Source organism: Aeromonas sp. 603404 (genome assembly GCF_049171775.1).
GTDB lineage: Bacteria > Pseudomonadota > Gammaproteobacteria > Enterobacterales > Aeromonadaceae > Aeromonas > Aeromonas veronii_A.
The window spans coordinates 414,428-433,363 of the sequence record NZ_JAAKPE010000001.1; the positions used below are offsets into that span (position 1 = coordinate 414,428).

Consider the following 18,936-nt stretch of genomic DNA (forward strand, 5'->3'; position numbering starts at 1 on the left):
ACTCCCCCTTGGTTTAGTAGGCGATCGTCACCCAAGTGCCATTAATGAGCTTTTGTAACTGGCGCGTCGCTTGAGTACACACATCGGCAAATTCGGCATAGGTCGCTGCAGTCACAATGACGCCACTGCCAAACTCGGAGATAGAGGCGCTTTCGGGGTATTGCCTGATGACCATGGCGGTAAAGCGGATATCTTCAACAACCTGGGGCCTGTTGGTAATAGACCACCATGAGGGCGGATTATTTGGGCTGTAGACTCGCTGGCCTGCGTCATGCACTCCACCCGGCGCATAAAATTTGCCGTTGATGTCAAAGGTGTAGACTGCTTGTGGTGTGGCTCGCTCAGCACTTCCGACCATAAGGACGCCTTGCCCCCAAACGTTCCCCGAGCGCAGCATGCCGAGCTCAACCTGGGTTCGATAACCGGCATTGGCTGCACTGCTGCGTCCCCTCACGATCGGGTAGTAATCCGACACGCCCGGCACTTCGCCAAAATCGACGTGAAAAGGTGCATTGTTTGCCCATTGGGCAGCATAGGCGTGAGAGTTACTGGCCGCCCAATGAGACCCGACAACCTGGAAGGAACCTGAAGCCATGATGGCTCTTGTATTTGCCCATCCCCCCGCACCATCGGTACCCCACCAATGAATAGAGCCATCTGGTTGGAGAGTCATCGCGCTGGCGTGTCTGCCCGGGATGTGCATCTCGAACATGGGGTTGGCATCGGCCTTGACTTGGATCCGCTTGCTTTCGGAGTGCCACAGCTGGCGCCAGCCTTTGAAAATGCCGTTCTCAACCGTGGCAAACCCCATTTCTGAGCCGGCAAAATCGAGCCCGACCATGCCGTTGTATCCGCTGGCATTGGCGTGGGCTGCGTTGAAGTAATACTTCCACTCGCTCCCAAACGGCATGCCGTTGGCGGCGTTCGACGCGTTATAAAACCCGCTCTTCTCTCTTAACTGGGTAGCCACATTGGTGGTGGCCGCGGCATAGGTACCAAGACCGGCCGGTACCTCGTCGATATTTTCCCAAGGGTGACGGTGACGCTTGAGGGCGAGCTCCGGCACATCGTCCAGATCGCCCCATTTGTGGCGATGGCTGCCGTCCTTGATCTCCACCGCGATGGTGACGCCCTTGGCATCCTCCAGAATGCCTTTGCCGGTGACATCGCCGGTCAGCTCGATGGTGCGCTTGCGGCGCACGTCGGTCACGCTACCATCGGCGTTGATGATCGCCACTTTGGCCACATGGTGCTGATAGCCGTTGCTGTCCAGGTAATCCACCATATCCGGCACGCTCAAGGTTAGGGTGAAGTGGTTCACCCAGGCATCGAGCAGCGAGCCCGCCCGGTAGATATCGAGCCAGAGACCCACTGGCTTGGCGCCCGGGGTGATTTTCTTCACCTCGTTGAGCTCGGCACGCAGGCCGCCGACATAGGCCACCCCGGGTTGTACCTTGTAGACCCCCGATGCGTAACCCAAGTTAAAGCCATCCCCGTAGAAGGTGGCAGGCCCGAAGAACTGCAGCGCCTGCAGGCGCAGATCATCGTCCATTCCGCGTAGGCGTGCGGCATAGTCAATCTGCCAGGTGCTGGCGTCCACATGGGTAGCGGTCGCCTCGGCGGCGCGGTCGTACTCCATCAACATGGATTTGACCAGGTTGTTGCCGGTCTGGCCGGTGGCCTCATTGGTCTTGAGCTTGGTCTCCAGCCCCTTGTACACAATCATCCCCACCACACCGGTGGCTTTGTTGATGAGGTACATGGCGTTAAAGCTGAAATCGCCGACCGTGGTATCCATCACGATGGTGTAGGCCACCGCATCGTTGTTGATGCGCCCGCGCTGATCCACCTCATGGCGGTGCACAATCTGGCCCGCCGGCGGTAATCCGCTATCCGGGTTGATGGGAGCGGCAGGATCGAGATCCGGCACATTGGCCAGCACGAACTCATCGAGCACCACCGGCGTCTGGTTTGTCAGGCACTCCTGCCAGTAGCGGGAGAAGGCGTTGGTAATGATCTGGCTCATTAGTTCCTCTTAAGCGTCGCGCCAAACACTTGCTGACTCATGTCGATGCGACCAAAGCGCAGGGTGCTGGTTACTGGGTAAACCACCTGAAACCGATAGCGGCGGCAGGTGCGGCCATAGTGTTGAATCAGGGTTTCCATCAGTTGCTGGTTGCCGGCGAGGGCGCTGTCGGTCACCTCGATGGTGATGACGTCCCAGGGCGCTCCCTCTTGCCGTTCGTGGATGTCGCACCAGCCGATGCCAAGGCGCTCGAAGATGCGCTTAAAGCCTGCTACCTCGCCGGCGTCCCGGGCATTTACAAAGGCAAACTTGACCCGCTTGCGAAAGAGCGGCAGCGGCTCACCATTAAAACGGCTGATGTCCCGCTCCCAGGCGAGCAGTGCCAGCAGGGACTCCGAGCAGGTGAGCGGGTCTTGCTGGGCGAGCGGCAGCAACAGCCACCCCTTGAGCCGTAGCCAGAAGGCGTTGATGCCCTTGGCCAGAAACCCGGGCTCGGCGTGGGCCGGGCTGATGGTGTAGCCATCCTCCCACCAAGGGGCGCTGGCATCGGGGAGCCGCGGCGCTTGGCTATTGTGTTCAAGCGGGGTCGGGTTAGTCATAGAGGGTCACCTCCAGCGTGTTCAGGCGCGGGATGGCCAGCCCCGAGACGATGTCATCTTGTGCAAACTTGAGGCTCTGCAGCTGCGGGAACTGGCTGTGCAGCTCGCGGGCCAGCTGCGAGAGGGAAAAACGTGAGCGCGGCCAGGTGCGAGTGACACTCGGAAAATCCCCCGACTGACGAAACGCCGCTTTGACCAGGGATTCAGCGCCCTGTTTGAGGGCAGCCTTCTGCTCGTCGGTGAGGTTGGCCACTGGCCACAGCTCCAGCGTGAGGCTGTGCTGAGTCTCTGGCATCGCCATCACGAACAGGTCGTCGCCGTGGCCATGGTTGCCCTGGCGGCCCACGTAGTCGTTAAGCTGGGCAATCAGGCTGGCCGGGGTAGCGCCCACCTCCAGCAGGATGTAAGCGTTGGCGGTGCCCGGGCCCCGCGGCGCTTCATGCTCGAAGAAGATGTGATCGGCGCGAATGCCGGCGATGCTCGCCAGCATGGAGCGGTAAATGGCATCAATGTGATAGCGACCCACCGCCGAGAACTGGTTCTGAATACGCAGGCCCAGGGCATCGTTACTCTCGGCATCGGCGCCCTGGGTGGTGATCCACTCCTTGTCATCGTTGCGGGCCGACAAGATGCCGGTGACCGGTTCGCTCAGCAGGTTGTAGTAGCCCGGGGCCAGATTCCAGGCCGCGCCCGCGAACTCGGCCTCGCACACCACGCGAGCCACCGCTTCACCGGCCGGGCTCACCACCGCCTGCAACGGCTTGACCCGGTAGATGGTGCCGTTGATGCGCTCGGTGCTGACCCAGATATCGGCCGGGATGGTGACCGCTTCGCTCGGGTTGGCCTTGACGAAGTTGATCACCCCGCGGGTCTTCTGGGCGCCCTTGCGGGTCAAGTCCACATCCCATGCCTTGAGGTCGAGATAGGCATCGGTGGCGGTGGCGGCAAAGGTGTTGGGCAGCACATGGCCGGCCAAGAGGGTGCGGATAAGCCAGAGCGCCGGGGTGATCACCACGCCGCGTACCAGCCGCCAGAAGGGGCTCACATCGCTGTCGTTGGTGATAAGGGATCCGGCGGCCTCGACCTCTTTTTTAAGCTCGGCTTCCATGGCCTGCTCGGTGGTCGGTACGCCGGTCTCGGCCAGCAGGGCCATAAAATCCACGTTGGGGCGCAGGTTCACAGGGTTACCTCCAGATCGCCAAATTCATAGGTGCGGGCGGTGACCAGCACCCGCTCGGGGGCCTCTTCGCGGATCACGATGGTGCCGGGCACCAGTCGCTCGTCGTTCTCAACCAGCAGCTCGATCTCGGTCATCACATCGGCGCGCAAGGTCGGGCTGCGCTCGCCAATCAGCTTGCGGGCCAGCCCCGACTCCATGATCCGGTGCTTGATGTCCTGGCCGATGCTGTGGCGGTCCCGGGTGTAACGGGGCTGGCCGCCGGCATCGAGTTGCCAGGCCCCGTTTACCACCAAAATGTCGATGTACTTGGCGTCGCTCATCACGGGGTCTCCAGCCAGGCGTTTTCGGCCATCTGCTCAGGGGTCATCGGGTTCTGGTTGTGCATGTGCACTTCCCCGATGCTCAGGTACTTGGGCGGCTTCTGGTTGGCGGTGGTCGCGGCCGCGTTGGCCTGGATCAACTGCTGGCCCAGCCCGCCCGCCGGTACGCGGCTTTGGCTACCCTGGCTAAAGCGGGCGAGGGGAGCGTTGATGTTCTCCTGATTGGGCAGGTTGAGATCCGGCATGCTGCCCATCTCGATATTGACGCCCGGGATCATGTTCAGCTTCTCGACCAGCCAATCCACTGCCTGCCCGAGCAGCTTGAACACGCTCCAGTCGGCCATGCTCTTTTTCAGGTCGTCCCAGTAGTAGATGGCCGCCGCCACGGTACCGATCAGCAGCACGATGCCCGCCACGATCAGGCCTACAGGGTTGGCATACATGGCGATGTTGACCGCCAGCAGGATGGCGCGAAAGGTCGCCATCCCGGCATTGAGCAAGGCAAGCGGGGCGGTGATGATGGACCAGGCGATGCCGAGCCCCAGGGTGGCCAGCTTGGCCAAGCCGGCGATCAGCATCCAGGTACCGGTGACCATGCTCAAACCCACGATGGCCAGCAGGGCATAGCTGATGACCTTGGTCAGGTTCGGGAAAAGATGCGTCCAACGCAGCACCTCGTTGGCACCGTCGGCAAAGACCCCCACCACCGCATTGATGGCAGGTAGCACCACCCCGAACGCGGCGGCGCGGATGGCAAACCAGGCTTGCTCGACCCGCTGCCACTGGTCAGTCATGGCGGCGGCCATCTGCTCGGCCTTGCCCATGCCGTGGGTGTTGGCCAGCGCATTGATGTTGGTGGCTAGCGCCTTGGTGTTGGTCATCAGGAGCTTGATCATGCTGACCGCCTCATCCGAGCCGAATGCCTTCTTGAGCTCGTCCCCTTCGGCCACGCTCAGGGTGTCGCCATAGCGCGCCTTGAGCTTGTCCAGCATGGTGAGCACCGGCAGCATGTTGCCCGCGGCATCGGTGAACTGGATGCCGAGCGCCTTCTGGGCATTGCCGACGCCTGCCAGAAACGCCTTGAACTTGGTACCGGCCTCGCCGCCGCTCATGGTGGCCTGCAGCTGGCCGAGCACGGCAAACTGCTCATCCATTGCAATGCCGGCGGCGGTGGCGTTGGCACCAATTGCCCCGAACGCGTCGGCCATGCCCTGGCCGGTGGTCTTGAAAAGTTGCACCGCGAGCGCGGTCTTGCCGGCCACATCCTCGACCCAGTTGGCTTTGCCCATCTGCTTGGCCTGCTGCTCGAAGATGCCGTACATGGTGCCCATGTAGTTGGTGATGGTGGCGGTGTCGGCCTTGGTCGCCTTGGCCAGGGTGGTCGATGCTCGGGTGAAGGCGGGCAGCTCGTTCCCCTCCAGCCCCGCAATCGCCGACTGGATATCGTAGGAGGAGCGGACAATCTCGGTGGCCGACTCCCCGTACTGGATAGAGAGTTTCAACGCCTCGCGCCCGAGCGCCCCGAGCACCTCCTTTTGCACATCGAGCGAGGCCACCTCGGCCAGTGCCCGGTCCATCTCGATGGCCGGGCCCAGGGCTGACTGGATCGCCAGGCCACCGGCGGCCACCGTGGTGGCCCCCATTGCCATGCTGCTCCAGCCCTGACGGCCAGCCTTGCTGACCTTGTCCATCTGGGCATTGATGCCAGCAAGGGGTTTGGTGACCTGATCCACCAAAGCCACCTGCATCATCAATTTTTCCATCCAGGCCATAGGTCGTTATCCGTTAAATGCGTTGGCGATGCCCTCGGCCACTGCAGCGGCGTAGGACTCCCGGGCGTGTCGGTCTAACCAGAGGGCGCGGGCCAGGCTGTCGATGTCGTCTTCGTCATGGGGCAGGTAGTGGCGCCGCAGCGCCAGCGCCTGCTCCAGGTGATTGCGCTCGATAGCCTCGGCGCGCGCCGTCAGTTTTTTACGGTGATCTCCAGATCGGGGGCGAACTGCTGGTTAATGGCGCCCGCCAACTGCAGCGCCGCCCCCGGGCGTTTGAGCAGCTCATCAAGTGCCTCTTTGCTCTCCTGGCAGACGATCTTTTTCAGGTAGTTGTGGGCCGGCGCAACCTTGTCGCTTGGCATCATGTCGTTGATAAAGCCGTTGTAGGCCACCATGGTGGGGGCGAATTTCAGCTCTTTGCCGGCAACGTCCAGGGTGATGATGGGTGTGGTCATGGGGTGGTTTCCTCTTGTTCAATCCAGTGGTTCAGGGTGTTGATTTGGGTTTGGCAGCGGCGCAGCGCCATCTGCAGGGTGGGGATAAACCGCACGGCATCGCCGTAGGTACGCCCCGTGAAATCAGGCTCTGGGCAGTGGGGCACCAGCCCCGGCGGTGGTAGCCGCTTTACCAGCTGCGTTTGCACCACGGCCTGTGGCTGGCTGGAGCAGGCGCAGAGCAGCGTCAGGCAGAGGCTCACTAGCGCAGTCCGGGCGGCCCGCCGGCGGTGTGGCCAGCGCTTGTTGCAGTTCATCGGCGGTCTTCCTCTGTTGTTGGTCGAGCTCGGCCAGGGCGGCGTTCTGGGTGCCCAGCAACTTGCGCAGCCCCGCGGCATCGCGCTGCAGCGTCGCCAGCTGGCTGGCCTGCAGCTCGTTGGTCTGCTGCAAGGTGTTGATGGTCTCGTTGGCGGTGGCGAGCGCCTTGCCCCGGCTCTCCAGCATCCGGTTGCCAAGAAACAGGGCTGCGCCCATCACCAGCACCAGGACCAGCAGCACATGGGAGAGCAGTGCCTTGAAGGTGCTCATGCCAGCACCCCGCCGAACTCGGTGAATTTGGCCAGCAGGTCGGCCAGCTTGTGCTCGCGCTGGCCATATCCGGCCCCCGGCAGGCTGGCCCAGATGTTGGCGCACTTGGCCACCGCCTCGCGGATGCGCCCTTTAAGCACATCGTCCAGCGCCTTGCGCTCGCGAATCAGCTGGATAGCCCAGGTGTCTTGCGACTCGGGGCCAAAGTCCGGCAAGGCCAGCAACATCTGATAGTGGCGCCAGTGTTTGGACAGATGCTGATAACGGCCGGCGGCGGTACTGACCAGTCCGGGGCGGACGATGACAGACACATTGGGGTGGGTGCTGTAGTCACCGAAGAACCCCGCCGGATTGACCAGCTTGTTGTAGCCGTCATCGCCCCGGCCCTTGGTGCCTTCGGCATAGGCAATCATGTCGAGAAACGCGGCCACCTGCGGGTGGCAGTGACTACGCGGCATCGTTGTTCCCCCTTTTGTTCAGCACGGTCTTGGCCTTTTCGCGGATGATGTCCACCCCGAGCAGTCCCACCACGCCCCCGATAAAGGGGGCGGCCTCATAGGGGACGCCGAGCAGGGTGGTGCCCGACGCCGCGGCAAGGGTAATGAGGCCGCACAGGGTGGATTCGATCAGACGGCGGCGCCCGCTGCCGCCATCATAGGTGATGCGCATGAAGGAGATGCTCAGCGCCAGCAATGCCCCGGACACGGCGGGCCAGTTGTCCATCAGCCAGGCCATCAGAGCGGCCCAGAGGGTGGGGTCTTTGTTCGGCATAGGGTTCATATCCCGTTCTCGTTATTGCCCGCGTCGCTCGGCGCGGCTCTGGCAGGGGACGCACAGCCGCACCCCTGGCACATGTTGACGGCGTGCTGCCGGGATGGGGTCGTCGCACTCTTCGCAGTGGTGCCGGCTCTCCCCCTGGTAGCGCCCTTTGCCCACTTGGTTGGCCAGATGCACGGCCAGCATCCGGGCGGCGTGGTTGTTTGCGCGGTCGATATCGTCCACCTGGCCTCCTTACCCTTTGAGGTGGCGGGTGTCGTCATCCGAGAGGTACGGCACGCCATTGATGTGAACGAAGTCGGGGGAGGTGACGATGCCTTTGAGCTTGTGCACCCCCTTGCTGCCCCCTTTGGGGTCGATGTCGAGCAGGTCGGCGATCTGCAGCTTCACGCCGAAGGCCTCCACCTTCATGGTTTCGTCGCCGGTGTCGGCATAGAACAGCACATCGTCCGGTTTCAGCCCGCGCCAGCTGCCGGCCCGTCTGGCGGCATCGCTCAGCAGCTTGAAGTTCTTGGCATCGAGCTCGAACTCGCACTCGGCCGATACCTCGCCATCCACATAGCCGTCAGGGATGCCGCGGGTTTGCGCCACGGCGCTGTTGTCGGTGATGGTGAGGCTGGCCTTCTCGACGTGCACCATGGTGCCCAGCAGTTCAATGTCGAAGCTCTGCCCTGAAATGCGTCTGGTCATGGGTTAGCCCTCCCCATTGGTGAGGCTCAGATCGAGCATGATGTTGATGGTGATCCCCTTGGGGCAGTCCACGGTGCGGATCACCACGTAGATGGAGACGTGGTTTTTGTCGGTCCACTGGATAGCGATATCGCCATCCCGGGGGGAGGTGATCTCGCCCGGGAATGGCTGGCCGTTGATGGTGGTGGTCCTGGCCATCTCGCGCAGGTCTTTGCCAAAGTAGAGGATGGCGGCGGCCGTGCTGCCCGGGGTGGAGTTGAACGAGCGATCGCCGATACGGGCTATGGCGCGCACTCGCATCCGGCGCGCCACCTTGTAGGCCACCCGCAGGTTTTCGATCACCTGGTAGTCACCGCCCTCGGCGTCCAGGGTGCGGCCATCGGCCCAGTAGATGCCGTCATAGTCCGGGTACCACATCGGCACCGAGAAGCGGTTCTGCTCCAGGGTCTGCAGGGTGGCGAGCGGCAGCTCGACCCCGTCCTTGTCCTTGGGCTTGTTGCCAAGGCCGACCAGGGCGCCGGTTTTGACCCGGCACGGGGTATCGGCAATGCTCACCGCCCGGTTGCACAGGCGTCCGGCATAGGCGCCGGCGAGGTTGGGCCACAGCTGCGGCAGCAGAGTAACGGACTCGGCCTTGATGCCATCTTGCAGTGTGACCAGGGCGGCCTCGTAGTCGCTCCAGCTATGCCCATCCTGCTCGGCGGCATTGATCCCCGCGACCGCCAGCAGCATGAACTGCCAGCGACCCCACTTGGCGATCAGCTCCTGGCTCAGGGCGTGGGCGGCGTTGATCTTCGCCTCGTCCCACTCTTGCCCCAGTACCACCACCCCTTCAAAGGATTGGGTCTTCTGTGCCTCACGGACGGCATCTTTCCAGTCCATGTCGGTGGGCAGCACAAAGGCGGCGGCCGTCCAGTTCTGGCCGGCGTTGGCCATGGCAGCCTGCAGGTTGGCTTTGAGCTCACTGGCGGGCTCGCCCAGCAGCTTGTCAAAGTCGCTCTGGGTATTGAGGGAGAGCAACTTGCCGGTATTGCTTGGCGCCGAGCCGACAAACAGCAGGTGGCGCTCGACTTCCGTCACGGGCCCCTGCATCTGGTTCAAGTTGTTGATCTGTACATAAGGCCACATGGCGTTATTTCCCCTTCATCTCTTGCTTGTTGACGTCCCAGCCGTAGTCGATGCTCTGCAGGGCGCGGGCAAAGGCTTGCTCCCGTTGTTTGGCGTTGGCGCCGAGGAACGGGCGGGCAGGGAGCTCAATCTCCCAGCTCGCTTTCACCGGTTCATCCTTGAGCTTCCTGATGAGCAATCCCGCCAGGGCGTAGTTGAGATTGCCGGTGATCCAGCCAAGCGACGCCGAGCGGTATGACCCTTTGCGCGCCCCCGGGCGCTTGAACCCGAGCTCGCGCAGCTTGCGGGCCTGCGCCTTGGTCGCGGGTTTGAGCTTGCTTCCCTCGCTGCTCGCGATGCGGCGCCGGCTGGCCGCGGTCACCTGATAGGTGTGTCCCTTCTGGTGGGTGTTGGCTATAACCCCGGCATGGGCGTTCATCGTCCCCCGTTTGAACCCGAGCTCGGCCACGTCCTGGCTGGGGGCGTGGATCTCCAGCAGTTTGGGCAGGCCGCGCAGCATCTTGCGTTTGCCCCGCTTGCGCGGCGCCCAAGGCTTGCCGTTGGGGTCTTGCTGTTGGCGCACATGACGGGCCGCCAGCTTTTTGAGCTCGGCCGCGGCGCGCCACACCAGGCGCTTGCGCTTCTGGGGCGGCAGGGCCAGCAGGTTGAGCTGGTCCTGGCTGCGGCGAGCGTCCAGGGTGATGGTGATCATGCCGGGCCACCTACCTGGTGATGGCCGGTGTCACCGACGTTCATGTCGATGTGGTCGGCCACCCAGATCTCATAGGGGGCCACCTGCCAGCACTTGCCGAGCCAGTTGATAGGGCCGCTCGGGTGCTCTATAAGGCGCAGCGGCTCGGTAAAGGCGAGCTGGATCTCGAGATCGGCACTCTTCTCATCGTTCGGGGTCACCGCGTATTCGGGGTCGGCCAGCGCGAACTGTTCGCGAAACGAGTCGTGCTCCTGTACCCAGGCGGCCACTGCGGCCAGCACGATGGCCGGATCCAGCTCACGAAAGGGCAGTTGCTCAACGATGAACACCGCCTGATAGGTGAGCCAGGCCACGTCTACGCCGGTCGGGCCCATGTTGCGGGATTCGAGCCGGATCGTTCCGTTCTCCATCCAGCTGTCGAGGGACTTGCGGCACTTGGCCGGCAGCACCCGGTTGAGCTCGGCGTGGAGGGCGTGCAGGAAATAGCCCTGGGCCTGCTGTTCACTCATCTCTTTACTCATATCAACGAGACCCCCGTCCGGTGTTTGCCCTTGATGCTGCGCACCAGTTGCTGACTCTCGGCCAGCAGTTGGGCCCGTTGCTCCGGTGCCCGCTCGGCCAGGTTGTTGGCGGCTGGCCGTTCGGTGACGCTGGCGAACTCCGGCAAGAGGGCGGCCTTGGCGCGGGCAAACACCGCGGCCAGATACTGTTCGGTTAACGCATTAGTGCCACCCTCAAGACTTGGCCCCGGTACCTCGGCGGCATTGGCATAGCCCTCGGCCATCAGCGCGGCCTGGCGCATCGCCAGCTGCAGGTTGATTTCCGAGATGGCCGCCAGCAGGGCGGCGCCGGTGGTCTGCTGGTCAAGGTCGGCAGGCAGGGCGCGGCGGCGTTCAAAATCGGCCACGGCCACATCGGGCCAAAACCCGTCATTGCGGATAGTGGCGGCGCTGTAGTCGATATCCTTGCCTGCAAACATCAGTGACCTCGCTGGTTGAATAGGTGCACCCCTGTAGCCACGCAATTGCCACTGGGTTCGCCAAAGGCGGTCCATGGCATTCGCGCCGGGGTGCGACGGCGCGGAGAGTCGGTTTGTTATTCGGGATTGAGCACCCGCAGGCGCATGGCAATCTTCTGGCGCAAGGTGTTGACCCCCACCTTGTTGTGCAGCTTCTCTGCCTGGGCCAGCCAGTGGTCGGCCTGCTCCAGCGTGGCGGAGTCCCCCACGGCGCTCGGCCGCGGCTGGCCGTCCTGGTCACGTAGCAGCAGACAGCCCGCGGCCTTGAACCACTTGGCGGTCAGTCGCTCGTTGAGGCGCCAGTCACCCCGCACCTTGTCGAACACCCGGGAGAACCAGGGCTCGACCGCATGGCCTTCGGCGGCCTGCTTCTCGGCCCACTCCAGCACGGTGTCGGCCACGAAGTGGGCCCAGTCCCGCTTGATGTTGCTCGGGGTGCGCTGGCCCTGGGTGATGGCAAGTTCGGCCCAGGCGATGCCGGTGTCGAAGTCGCCTACATCAAAGGCCCAGACGGTAAGCAGCTGAAACAGCTCGTTCTGATAGGGCTGGCCGGAGTCGGCCACGCTGGCCAGATAGCGCTCCACATAGGGGCGGTATTTGGGCATCAGCTCGCCGCGCTTCATGTTCACCCGATCCCCAATGCGGGCCAGCTTGCGCAGGCGGACGATGTCCTGTTCCAGGGCAATCATCTGCAGGTGCAAGCTGTCCGCCACCGCGCCGGTGGCCATGCCCGTGCAGGCGGCCTGCGCGGCCCCCTGCATGGCTTGCACCCGTTGCTTGTGGCGTTGACCCGGTGAGCTCATGGGTTACTCACTCGGCGCAGTGGGGGCGGCACCGATCTCGATGTCGGCCTCTTCAAAGCCGCCATAGGCCAGGTATTCGCCGATGGCGTAGCCCTCCATCCGCCAGTACTGGTTATCGAAGCACTTCTTGTCCTGGTTATCGTCGGCCTTGCGCTTGCGAGTGCCGCGCTGGGTGTAGATGTGCAGGTTGTCCAGGGTGGTCACCACCATCCGCTTGCCCGGGAAGAAGGGCGGGATATAAGCCTTGCGCCCGGCAATGGACTCGGCCAGCTTCTGGGCGGCGATCTGCTCGGTCGGCTTGGTTGCCTCGCTGTAGAGCTTGGCTTGGGCAGAGGCCACCAGGTCGGTGCCGACCAGCACGACCAGGCGCGGGTCCTGGCGGAACAGCGGATCGATGGTGGTGTTGATAAGGTCGGATGCCATTTCGTCCAGGGTCTTGTAATCCCCCTTGCCATCCGGGTCGAAGTAGATCTTCTTGCCGGTCTCGGCCTTGATGATCTGGCTGCCTTCGTTCCACTCGCGGGCCAGCTGGTGCCAGCCCTTGTTGACGTCTTCGCCGAGCGGGTTCTTCTCCGGATCTGTGGTGTCAGCGGCTTTCACGCCGTTCCAGCCGACGCGTAGCATGTCCAGGGCAAACGCCTTGTTGATGAAATCGCCCACCAGGCGCAGGAACTCGCCCTCGCTGCCGGCGTTGGCCCAGACGCACAGGGTTGCCCAGTCGAGCGAGGCACACGAATCGGTCTCGGTCAGCTCGTAGGTGTTGCCGGCGACGCCGATCTTGCCGTTAAAGCGGCCATCCTTCTTGCGGCCGGTGAACAGCTTGCCGATGCCCACTTGCACCACCTGGCCCTTGATCTGATCTACGTCGAGGCAAGTGATGAGTCCGAGGAACTCGACGGAGGCGAGCAGCGCGGCGCGCAGGCCGGTTTCCACCGGACCGGTGACGCTGAACTGCTTGGCCAGCGCGTTGACGGGGATGCCATAGGCCTTGGCCAGGGCATTGCTGTATTGCTCCAGGCGCTGCATGGCCTGGACGGTAAGGGTCTGGCTCACGGTCGCTCCTTAATAGACTGCGGGGGTATCGTCACCGCCGAGGGCGTCCGGGCGCTGGCCCGGCTTCTCGACAGAGAACTGGTCGATCTTGCTGTTCAGCTCGCCGAACTTGTCGGTCAGGCTGGCCAGGGTCTGTTCCAGCTTGCTGAACTGCTCGGTGGTGATGCCGGGTTGCTCCTCCACCTTTGCGGGCTCGGTGACCGGTTGGGTGGTGTCGTCGGTGGCCGGTTTGGCGTCCAGCTTGGCGCTGAAGGCATCGATCTTGGTGCCAAGGCCATTAAGGGCCCCCAGCATTTGATCGAACTGTTCTGGTTTCATTTCCTCATCCTCGGGTTGGCTGGGGGGAGTCATAGGCGCTTGCTCGCCATGGCTGGCCAGGAAGCTGAAAAACTTGGCGATCAGGCCATCGGCCTTCTCGTGCTTGGGGAGCTTGAACATGGAGAGGTCAAGCGGCTCGCTGGTGCCAACGGTCTGTCCCTTGTTGCTGTTGCTGAACTTGAGATGGGTGGTGCCGGTGCTGGCCGGTTCGTCGGTGACACCGAGGCCCAGCAGGTAGGTACGCCCCAGATCGGCGAAGTTCTCGAAGGGTTCGATGGAGCAGAACTGATACTGGCCGTTCTGGTTGTAGTAGATGAGATCGCGATTCGGGCAGAGGATGGCGAACAGCTTGAGCTTGCCATCCACCTCTTCGGTCTTGAGCGCCTGCACCGTGCCATAGCTGGACCAGCGATCGTGCTCCGGCCAGATGACGGCGGTGTAATAGGTCGGATCGTAGGTCTCGGCCATGTCGGTGAGCCAGTCGCGGGTAATATCTCGCCCATCCACCGCTTTGCCTTCGGTGGCGATACAGACCCAGCCAGTTCTCAAGGTTGATTCGTTCATGCCTGCTCCCAATAGATGCGGGGTCAGGCTATCGGGTCGGCAAGGGGGTTTCATCCAGTTGTGTTCGTCGTGATTCGGATCCAGCGGGATATCCGAATTGCTTGGAACATCAGTGAGATAAGCAAGGGGAGGGGCTGGCTATGATGGCGCCATCATTCACCTGATGGAGGCGCAGTGGCGTATCCCGAAGAGATCCGCAATGCCGCGCGGGGACTCTACCTTAAACGATGGACACCCCAGGAGATCAAGGACGAGCTGGGGCTTAACTCCTGTCGCGTGGTCTACTTCTGGGCCGAGAAATACGGCTGGCGGGATCTACTGACCGAAGAGGCGGTGGAGGATGCCATTGCCCGCCGGGTGCAATCGCTGCTCGGCCGAGAGAAGAAAACCAGCGCCGAACTGGACGAACTGGATCGGCTTATCGGCCACCACGTCAGCCTCAAAGAGAAGGCCATCAAGTGGGCCGAGCGGCAACAGGCCCTCAAGGCCAAGAGTGAAGCGGGAGAGGAACCCGCCCCGCCGCGAACCCAACGCGGGCACAGTGGCCAGGATGGTGGCCGCAAGGGGAAGGGCGGCAAGAAGGGCAAGAACGAGGTCTGCCACCTGACGGCCGACGACTTTGCCGAGTGGCTGGGCACCCTGTTTGGCTATCAGCTGCGCTGTCGGGAGGCCAAGAACGACCCGGCACTGCCGCGCACTCGCAATATCCTTAAATCCCGCCAGATCGGCATGACCTACTACTTTGCCGGCGAAGCGCTGGAAGATGCGGTGCTGACCGGCGGCAACCAGATCTTCCTGTCCGCCACTCGTGCCCAAGCGGAGGTGTTTCGCTCCTATATCTGCAAGATTGCCCAGACCTTCCTGGGCGTTACCCTGACCGGCAACCCCATCGTGCTGTCGAACGGGGCCGAGCTGCACTTCTGCTCGACCAACTCCAACAGCGCCCAGTCCCGCTCCGGCAACGTCTACATCGACGAGTATTTCTGGATCCCCAACTTCGAGAAGCTCTCCGACGTGGCCAGCGCCATGGCGACCCAGAGCCGCTGGCGCAAGACCTACTTCTCGACCCCGTCGAGTAAGGTGCACGAAGCCTATCGGTTCTGGACCGGGGATCGCTGGAAAGGCCAGCGCCCGAGCCGGGTGGCCATCGACTTTCCGGGTGAAGATGACCTGCGCGATGGTGGCCGCGTCTGCCCCGATCGGCAGTGGCGTTACGTCATCACCATCGAAGATGCCATTCGCCTTGGCTGTAACCTCATCGACATCGAGGAGCTCAAAGACGAGTACCCGGAGGAGGTGTTCGATCGCCTCTACATGTGCCGGTTTATCGACGATGCCCTGTCGGTGTTCAAGTTCCAGGACATGGAGCGGGCAGGGGTAGACCCGAGTCGGTGGGAGGATTACAAGCCCGGGCGGCCCGACCCGTTCGGCCGGCGCGAGGTGTGGCTGGGTTACGACCCGAGCCGCACCCGCGACAACGCCACCCTGGTGGTGGTGGCACCGCCCATGGTCGCCGGTGAGCGCTTTCGGGTGCTCGAGAAGCACTATTGGCGCGGGCTTAACTTCCAGTACCAGGCACAGGAGATTGAGCGTATCGCCAAGAAGTTTCGGGTCACGTATCTCGGGGTCGATGTCTCCGGCATTGGTGCCGGGGTCTATGACCTCTTGAAGCCCACCTTCAAAGGGGTGTGTCACCCCATCAACTACAGCATCGAGAGCAAATCGCGGCTGGTACTCAAGATGATCGACGTGGTGGAGGCCAACCGCATCGAGTGGGATAGCGCGGATCGGGATATCCCGCTGGCGTTTCTCGCCATCAAGCGCAGCACCACTGGTGGCGGTCAGATGACGTTCCGCGCGGCCCGCGACAACGTGACCGGCCACGCTGACGTCTTTTTTGCCATCGCCCACGCCGTGGCTAACGAGCCGCTCGATCCCACCCGCAAACGTAAATCCACCTGGGCAACCAGCCAGGAGAGAAAGGCAGCATGACCAAGCGACACAAATCCCAACCGGCCCGGGCGGCCACCCCAGCAAAGAGTGCGGTGGCGTTCAGCATGCCGGAGGCCATCGACCCCACGGCCTGGATGACCGATTACACCGGGGTGTTCTACAACCCCTATGGCGAGTATTACCAGCCGCCTATCGAGCGCAAAGGGCTGGCCAAGGTGGTGCGGGTCAATGCCCACCACGGGGCCATCCTGATGGCGCGCCGCAATATGGTGGCGGGGCGCTTTACCAACCAGCGCACCACGGTCACCGCCTTTGCTCACAACTACCTGCAGTTCGGGGATGCGGGACTGCTCAAACTGCGCAACGGGTTTAACCAGGTGGTGGGGCTGATGCCGCTCTCCAGCGTCTATTTGCGCCGGCGCGAGGATGGCTGCTTTGTCTATCTGCAGCAGGGCAAGCCGAACCTGATTTACCGGCCGGAGGATGTCATCTGGCTGGCCCAGTACGACCCCGAGCAGCAGATTTATGGCATGCCCGACTACCTTGGCGGCCTGCAGTCGGCCCTGCTCAACCAGGATGCCACCCTGTTTCGGCGCAAATACTTCCTCAACGGTGCCCACATGGGGTTCATCTTCTACGCCACCGACCCGAACATGGATGACGACACCGAGGAGGAGATGAAGGAGATGATCGCAAGCAGCAAGGGGGTGGGGAACTTCCGCTCCATGTTCGTGAACATCCCGGACGGCAAGCCAGATGGCATCAAGCTTATTCCAGTGGGGGACATTGCCACCAAGGACGAGTTTGCGGCCATCAAGGGGATCACCGCCCAGGATGTATTGACCAGCCACCGCTTTCCGGCGGCGCTGGCCGGCATCATTCCGACCAATGGCGGGGGAGGTCTAGGAGACCCCGAGAAGTACGATGCCACCTATGCCCGCAACGAGGTGTTGCCACTGTGCGAGCTTATCCAGGACGCCATCAACAGTGCGGGACTCCCTCGCTCCCTCTGGGTCGATTTTCGGGAGAATATCGGTTCAACTGTATAAACAAACAGTGCTTGCTGTGGCAAGATAGGCTGTTGATTTGGATAGAAAAGGGGGCGTAATGCGGGTTTATTGCAAAGTGTGTGGCCAGCGGGGCCGCATTACCAAGACCAACCGACTGAGCGATGATGTCTCGGATCTCTACTGTCAGTGTACCGATGCAGAATGTAGCCACAGCTGGGTGGCCACCTTGTCGTTCGCTCACACCCTAAGCCCCTCGGCCAAGACCACCAACCAGCTGGTGCTGAGCTTGATGGGGTCGCTGACACCAGAAGGTCGGCAGTTGGTACTGAAAGGATTGGGGACGCAATAGCGCCCCCGGTTATGACCCCTATTCAATCGATACCGACATAAATTACTCGTGTGATTTCATCTTGACCTAACTCCTGCGTTTTCGGTTTGTTGTGGAGCACAGTAGAAAACCAGTCCTGAAATATGCGATTGTTAGCTATTTCTATTGTCTGAGATATAAATCCGCCACTTCATAATCCTTAAAGGACTCATCTCGATCATTGTAAATAAAGCTAACGTCAAAATAGGGCCTTACATAACTACTTAAAATAGCTGTATTCGATGAGACATCAATATCTATGAATAGTCTATGTAATTCATCCTTATTTTCCATGTAATCTGATTCAGGAATATCAATCTCAACAGTTACTCTTCGTAGATTGTATCTACAGCTCACATAAATATCATTGCCATCAAGCTTGGTTGTATTTATTAACTCAAGGTCTTCAATACCTTCCCAAACATCTGTACGAATATCTAAGATGTCTTTTACCTTGGAGTCGAATATGGAGGCTTCGTAGTGATAAGAAAGATCTTTGTGGGACATGTTTTCAATAAATCTAGAACCACTTTCTTCTAAAAAATCCTCGAATAATTCTTCAGCATTGATCTTGTCAATAGCATGGTCATCCTTATCAATTGTACTGTTTACAAAGTCAAATAATGACGTATAAATTTCAATTTTTGCTTCAACACCTTTATCTTTTATGTCTGTCTGTAAGTCGTCATGAAAGCTAATGGTTTTATCTTTTGTTTTAAAAAAATCAGACTTGTTTTCGGTTATGAAGATAACGTTATCTTTGATATCGCTGATGTGGTTTAAGAATGATAGCCATATAAGAGTGTCTCTGTACCCTTTTTCTCCTTCAAGAAAAGGTTTCTTATTTGTAAGGGCTCGTTCTACCACATCAACATGTGAAATGTTTTCATAATCAAAAACCTCAACACTCTCTACCCGGCTCTTTATTATAGGCAGTAATTCATACTCTTCTACTCCTAGTTCACTTTCCTTGTAGGCAATCTTATTTTGGTTAAGTTTTTGAATTTTACGAATTTGTTTTTTTATTTCTGCGAGACAACTAGCTACTTCTCTACGTCGAATGTTTTCAACTTCTTGGACAACAAGTTCTGACAAGATCAATTCATGCCCTTCATTGTTAAGGAAATGAAATAGATACTTAAAGTTCGCATTATTCATAAACCAGTCGTTATAAAATACGTTTGTATCTAGAAATACTTTCATTTACTACCTTTTATTTTTAATAGTGATTAGATGGAATACGGTATTATTTCGATAATATAGTCTTCGTATGACCTCGTTCTACCATCGTAACTTACAGAGAAAAATCAATTGCTTATCATGATATTACTAGCCTATCACTGCTGTCTAGCTGTGTATCGTCTGATACATTGATGCGGTGCGGCGTTTGCCAGAAATGCTGGACACTCACTGTTCTATTTTAACCTTTTTGTTAATCGTGCTAGCAGGACCGGTTACATTTACCAACTTTTCGTCAGTGGCAGTTGGTCCAGGTGGGGGAGCAACTTATTCCAGTCGCGATCGCCGTGGGGGGGGGCTGAATATGGCGGGTCTTGTCGGCTAGGATGTGCTGGGTGTCGGCTAGGGCCATCGGGTATTTGTGGATGATGGAGTAGTAGGTGCTGGCCTCGCGGTGTTTGGCCAC

Annotated in this window: 25 protein-coding genes; 3 read left to right on the top strand and 22 right to left on the bottom strand. The window is 60.3% G+C overall.

The features are described from left to right. Positions 1-13 precede the first annotated feature (13 nt). The 20 genes from G5306_RS01760 to G5306_RS01855 form a co-directional block, all read right to left on the bottom strand. Complete coding sequence (locus G5306_RS01760; protein ID WP_421312172.1) at positions 14-2,026, bottom strand: phage tail protein; 2,013 nt, start codon at positions 2,024-2,026, stop codon at positions 14-16. Next, positions 2,026-2,625 carry a phage tail protein gene (locus tag G5306_RS01765; RefSeq protein ID WP_421312174.1) on the bottom strand — a complete coding sequence of 200 codons (600 nt, stop codon included), beginning with the start codon at positions 2,623-2,625 and terminating at the stop codon, positions 2,026-2,028. Before G5306_RS01765 ends, G5306_RS01760 begins: the two co-directional genes overlap by 1 nt. Continuing rightward, positions 2,618-3,805 (bottom strand): baseplate J/gp47 family protein, encoded by a 1,188-nt coding sequence (locus tag G5306_RS01770; RefSeq protein ID WP_421312175.1) that lies wholly within the window; start codon positions 3,803-3,805, stop codon positions 2,618-2,620. Before G5306_RS01770 ends, G5306_RS01765 begins: the two co-directional genes overlap by 8 nt. Next, positions 3,802-4,125, bottom strand: coding sequence for a DUF2590 family protein (locus G5306_RS01775; protein ID WP_421312176.1), 324 nt, complete (start codon positions 4,123-4,125; stop codon positions 3,802-3,804). The genes G5306_RS01770 and G5306_RS01775 overlap by 4 nt, the downstream gene beginning before the upstream one ends. Next, on the bottom strand, positions 4,125-5,897 hold the full coding sequence (locus G5306_RS01780; protein WP_421312177.1) for a phage tail tape measure protein: 1,773 nt from the start codon (positions 5,895-5,897) through the stop codon (positions 4,125-4,127). The genes G5306_RS01775 and G5306_RS01780 overlap by 1 nt, the downstream gene beginning before the upstream one ends. Before the next feature lie 6 nt (positions 5,898-5,903). Continuing rightward, on the bottom strand, positions 5,904-6,092 hold the full coding sequence (locus G5306_RS01785) for a DUF6890 family protein (protein ID WP_374956614.1): 189 nt from the start codon (positions 6,090-6,092) through the stop codon (positions 5,904-5,906). After that, positions 6,089-6,352, bottom strand: a complete 264-nt coding sequence (locus G5306_RS01790; protein ID WP_029299933.1) for a putative phage tail assembly chaperone — start codon at positions 6,350-6,352, stop codon at positions 6,089-6,091. The genes G5306_RS01785 and G5306_RS01790 overlap by 4 nt, the downstream gene beginning before the upstream one ends. Further along, complete coding sequence (gene lysC, locus G5306_RS01795) at positions 6,349-6,594, bottom strand: Rz1-like lysis system protein LysC (RefSeq protein WP_421312178.1); 246 nt, start codon at positions 6,592-6,594, stop codon at positions 6,349-6,351. The genes G5306_RS01790 and lysC overlap by 4 nt, the downstream gene beginning before the upstream one ends. Further along, entirely contained in the window at positions 6,476-6,919 is a 444-nt protein-coding gene (locus tag G5306_RS01800; protein WP_421312179.1) for a hypothetical protein, read from the bottom strand. The genes lysC and G5306_RS01800 overlap by 119 nt, the downstream gene beginning before the upstream one ends. Further along, positions 6,916-7,377 (bottom strand): glycoside hydrolase family 104 protein, encoded by a 462-nt coding sequence (locus G5306_RS01805; protein WP_421312181.1) that lies wholly within the window; start codon positions 7,375-7,377, stop codon positions 6,916-6,918. Before G5306_RS01805 ends, G5306_RS01800 begins: the two co-directional genes overlap by 4 nt. Beyond that, the gene (locus tag G5306_RS01810; protein ID WP_021229391.1) at positions 7,367-7,690 is read right to left on the bottom strand and encodes a phage holin, lambda family; all 324 of its coding nucleotides are present in this window, start codon (positions 7,688-7,690) and stop codon (positions 7,367-7,369) included. Before G5306_RS01810 ends, G5306_RS01805 begins: the two co-directional genes overlap by 11 nt. 21 nt (positions 7,691-7,711) lie before the next feature. After that, positions 7,712-7,921 carry a TraR/DksA family transcriptional regulator gene (locus G5306_RS01815; RefSeq protein ID WP_203975780.1) on the bottom strand — a complete coding sequence of 70 codons (210 nt, stop codon included), beginning with the start codon at positions 7,919-7,921 and terminating at the stop codon, positions 7,712-7,714. A gap of 9 nt (positions 7,922-7,930) precedes the next feature. After that, positions 7,931-8,386 carry a phage protein gene (locus tag G5306_RS01820; RefSeq protein WP_236287696.1) on the bottom strand — a complete coding sequence of 152 codons (456 nt, stop codon included), beginning with the start codon at positions 8,384-8,386 and terminating at the stop codon, positions 7,931-7,933. 3 nt (positions 8,387-8,389) lie between these two features. Then, complete coding sequence (locus G5306_RS01825; protein WP_421312183.1) at positions 8,390-9,514, bottom strand: DUF2586 domain-containing protein; 1,125 nt, start codon at positions 9,512-9,514, stop codon at positions 8,390-8,392. A 4-nt stretch (positions 9,515-9,518) separates the two neighbouring features. Next, the gene (locus tag G5306_RS01830) at positions 9,519-10,205 is read right to left on the bottom strand and encodes a phage virion morphogenesis protein (RefSeq protein ID WP_421312184.1); all 687 of its coding nucleotides are present in this window, start codon (positions 10,203-10,205) and stop codon (positions 9,519-9,521) included. Next, positions 10,202-10,714, bottom strand: coding sequence for a phage tail protein (locus G5306_RS01835; protein WP_124928288.1), 513 nt, complete (start codon positions 10,712-10,714; stop codon positions 10,202-10,204). The genes G5306_RS01830 and G5306_RS01835 overlap by 4 nt, the downstream gene beginning before the upstream one ends. Before the next feature lie 8 nt (positions 10,715-10,722). Continuing rightward, positions 10,723-11,184, bottom strand: coding sequence for a head completion/stabilization protein (locus G5306_RS01840; RefSeq protein WP_421312186.1), 462 nt, complete (start codon positions 11,182-11,184; stop codon positions 10,723-10,725). A gap of 116 nt (positions 11,185-11,300) precedes the next feature. Beyond that, on the bottom strand, positions 11,301-12,026 hold the full coding sequence (locus G5306_RS01845) for a terminase endonuclease subunit (RefSeq protein ID WP_421312187.1): 726 nt from the start codon (positions 12,024-12,026) through the stop codon (positions 11,301-11,303). 3 nt (positions 12,027-12,029) lie between these two features. Beyond that, positions 12,030-13,079: a phage major capsid protein, P2 family gene (locus G5306_RS01850; RefSeq protein ID WP_421312188.1), complete on the bottom strand. Its 1,050-nt coding sequence runs from the start codon at positions 13,077-13,079 to the stop codon at positions 12,030-12,032. 9 nt (positions 13,080-13,088) lie between these two features. After that, positions 13,089-13,961, bottom strand: a complete 873-nt coding sequence (locus G5306_RS01855) for a GPO family capsid scaffolding protein (RefSeq protein WP_421312189.1) — start codon at positions 13,959-13,961, stop codon at positions 13,089-13,091. 174 nt (positions 13,962-14,135) lie between these two features. Between G5306_RS01855 and G5306_RS01860 the strand changes: the two genes are divergently transcribed. From G5306_RS01860 to G5306_RS01870, 3 genes are read left to right on the top strand one after another with little or no spacing between them, the layout of a single operon-like run. Next, positions 14,136-15,953 (top strand): terminase large subunit domain-containing protein, encoded by a 1,818-nt coding sequence (locus tag G5306_RS01860; protein ID WP_421312190.1) that lies wholly within the window; start codon positions 14,136-14,138, stop codon positions 15,951-15,953. Then, the gene (locus G5306_RS01865) at positions 15,950-16,963 is read left to right on the top strand and encodes a phage portal protein (protein WP_421312191.1); all 1,014 of its coding nucleotides are present in this window, start codon (positions 15,950-15,952) and stop codon (positions 16,961-16,963) included. Before G5306_RS01860 ends, G5306_RS01865 begins: the two co-directional genes overlap by 4 nt. A 58-nt stretch (positions 16,964-17,021) precedes the next feature. Further along, positions 17,022-17,273, top strand: coding sequence for an ogr/Delta-like zinc finger family protein (locus tag G5306_RS01870; RefSeq protein WP_421312193.1), 252 nt, complete (start codon positions 17,022-17,024; stop codon positions 17,271-17,273). Between the two features lie 141 nt (positions 17,274-17,414). Here G5306_RS01870 and G5306_RS01875 read toward each other — a convergent pair whose 3' ends face one another. After that, a complete protein-coding gene (locus G5306_RS01875; RefSeq protein ID WP_421312195.1) occupies positions 17,415-18,494 on the bottom strand; it encodes a PIN domain-containing protein in 1,080 nt (359 codons plus the stop codon). Positions 18,495-18,765: 271 nt separating this feature from the next. Then, complete coding sequence (locus tag G5306_RS01880) at positions 18,766-18,936, bottom strand: hypothetical protein (protein WP_421312197.1); 171 nt, start codon at positions 18,934-18,936, stop codon at positions 18,766-18,768.

Bases quoted from the DNA above. Each gene is read 5' to 3' on its own strand.
- G5306_RS01870 (WP_421312193.1), top strand. From the start codon at position 17,022: ATGCGGGTTTATTGCAAAGTGTGTGGCCAGCGGGGCCGCATTACCAAG.
- G5306_RS01835 (WP_124928288.1), bottom strand. From the start codon at position 10,714: ATGAGTGAACAGCAGGCCCAGGGCTATTTCCTGCACGCCCTCCACGCC.
- G5306_RS01825 (WP_421312183.1), bottom strand. From the start codon at position 9,514: ATGTGGCCTTATGTACAGATCAACAACTTGAACCAGATGCAGGGGCCC.
- G5306_RS01800 (WP_421312179.1), bottom strand. From the start codon at position 6,919: ATGAGCACCTTCAAGGCACTGCTCTCCCATGTGCTGCTGGTCCTGGTG.
- G5306_RS01845 (WP_421312187.1), bottom strand. From the start codon at position 12,026: ATGAGCTCACCGGGTCAACGCCACAAGCAACGGGTGCAAGCCATGCAG.
- G5306_RS01790 (WP_029299933.1), bottom strand. From the start codon at position 6,352: ATGACCACACCCATCATCACCCTGGACGTTGCCGGCAAAGAGCTGAAA.
- G5306_RS01830 (WP_421312184.1), bottom strand. From the start codon at position 10,205: ATGATCACCATCACCCTGGACGCTCGCCGCAGCCAGGACCAGCTCAAC.
- G5306_RS01865 (WP_421312191.1), top strand. From the start codon at position 15,950: ATGACCAAGCGACACAAATCCCAACCGGCCCGGGCGGCCACCCCAGCA.
- G5306_RS01780 (WP_421312177.1), bottom strand. From the start codon at position 5,897: ATGGCCTGGATGGAAAAATTGATGATGCAGGTGGCTTTGGTGGATCAG.
- G5306_RS01760 (WP_421312172.1), bottom strand. From the start codon at position 2,026: ATGAGCCAGATCATTACCAACGCCTTCTCCCGCTACTGGCAGGAGTGC.
- G5306_RS01810 (WP_021229391.1), bottom strand. From the start codon at position 7,690: ATGCCGAACAAAGACCCCACCCTCTGGGCCGCTCTGATGGCCTGGCTG.
- G5306_RS01855 (WP_421312189.1), bottom strand. From the start codon at position 13,961: ATGAACGAATCAACCTTGAGAACTGGCTGGGTCTGTATCGCCACCGAA.
- G5306_RS01840 (WP_421312186.1), bottom strand. From the start codon at position 11,184: ATGTTTGCAGGCAAGGATATCGACTACAGCGCCGCCACTATCCGCAAT.
- G5306_RS01765 (WP_421312174.1), bottom strand. From the start codon at position 2,625: ATGACTAACCCGACCCCGCTTGAACACAATAGCCAAGCGCCGCGGCTC.
- G5306_RS01805 (WP_421312181.1), bottom strand. From the start codon at position 7,377: ATGCCGCGTAGTCACTGCCACCCGCAGGTGGCCGCGTTTCTCGACATG.
- G5306_RS01775 (WP_421312176.1), bottom strand. From the start codon at position 4,125: ATGAGCGACGCCAAGTACATCGACATTTTGGTGGTAAACGGGGCCTGG.
- G5306_RS01820 (WP_236287696.1), bottom strand. From the start codon at position 8,386: ATGACCAGACGCATTTCAGGGCAGAGCTTCGACATTGAACTGCTGGGC.
- G5306_RS01875 (WP_421312195.1), bottom strand. From the start codon at position 18,494: ATGAAAGTATTTCTAGATACAAACGTATTTTATAACGACTGGTTTATG.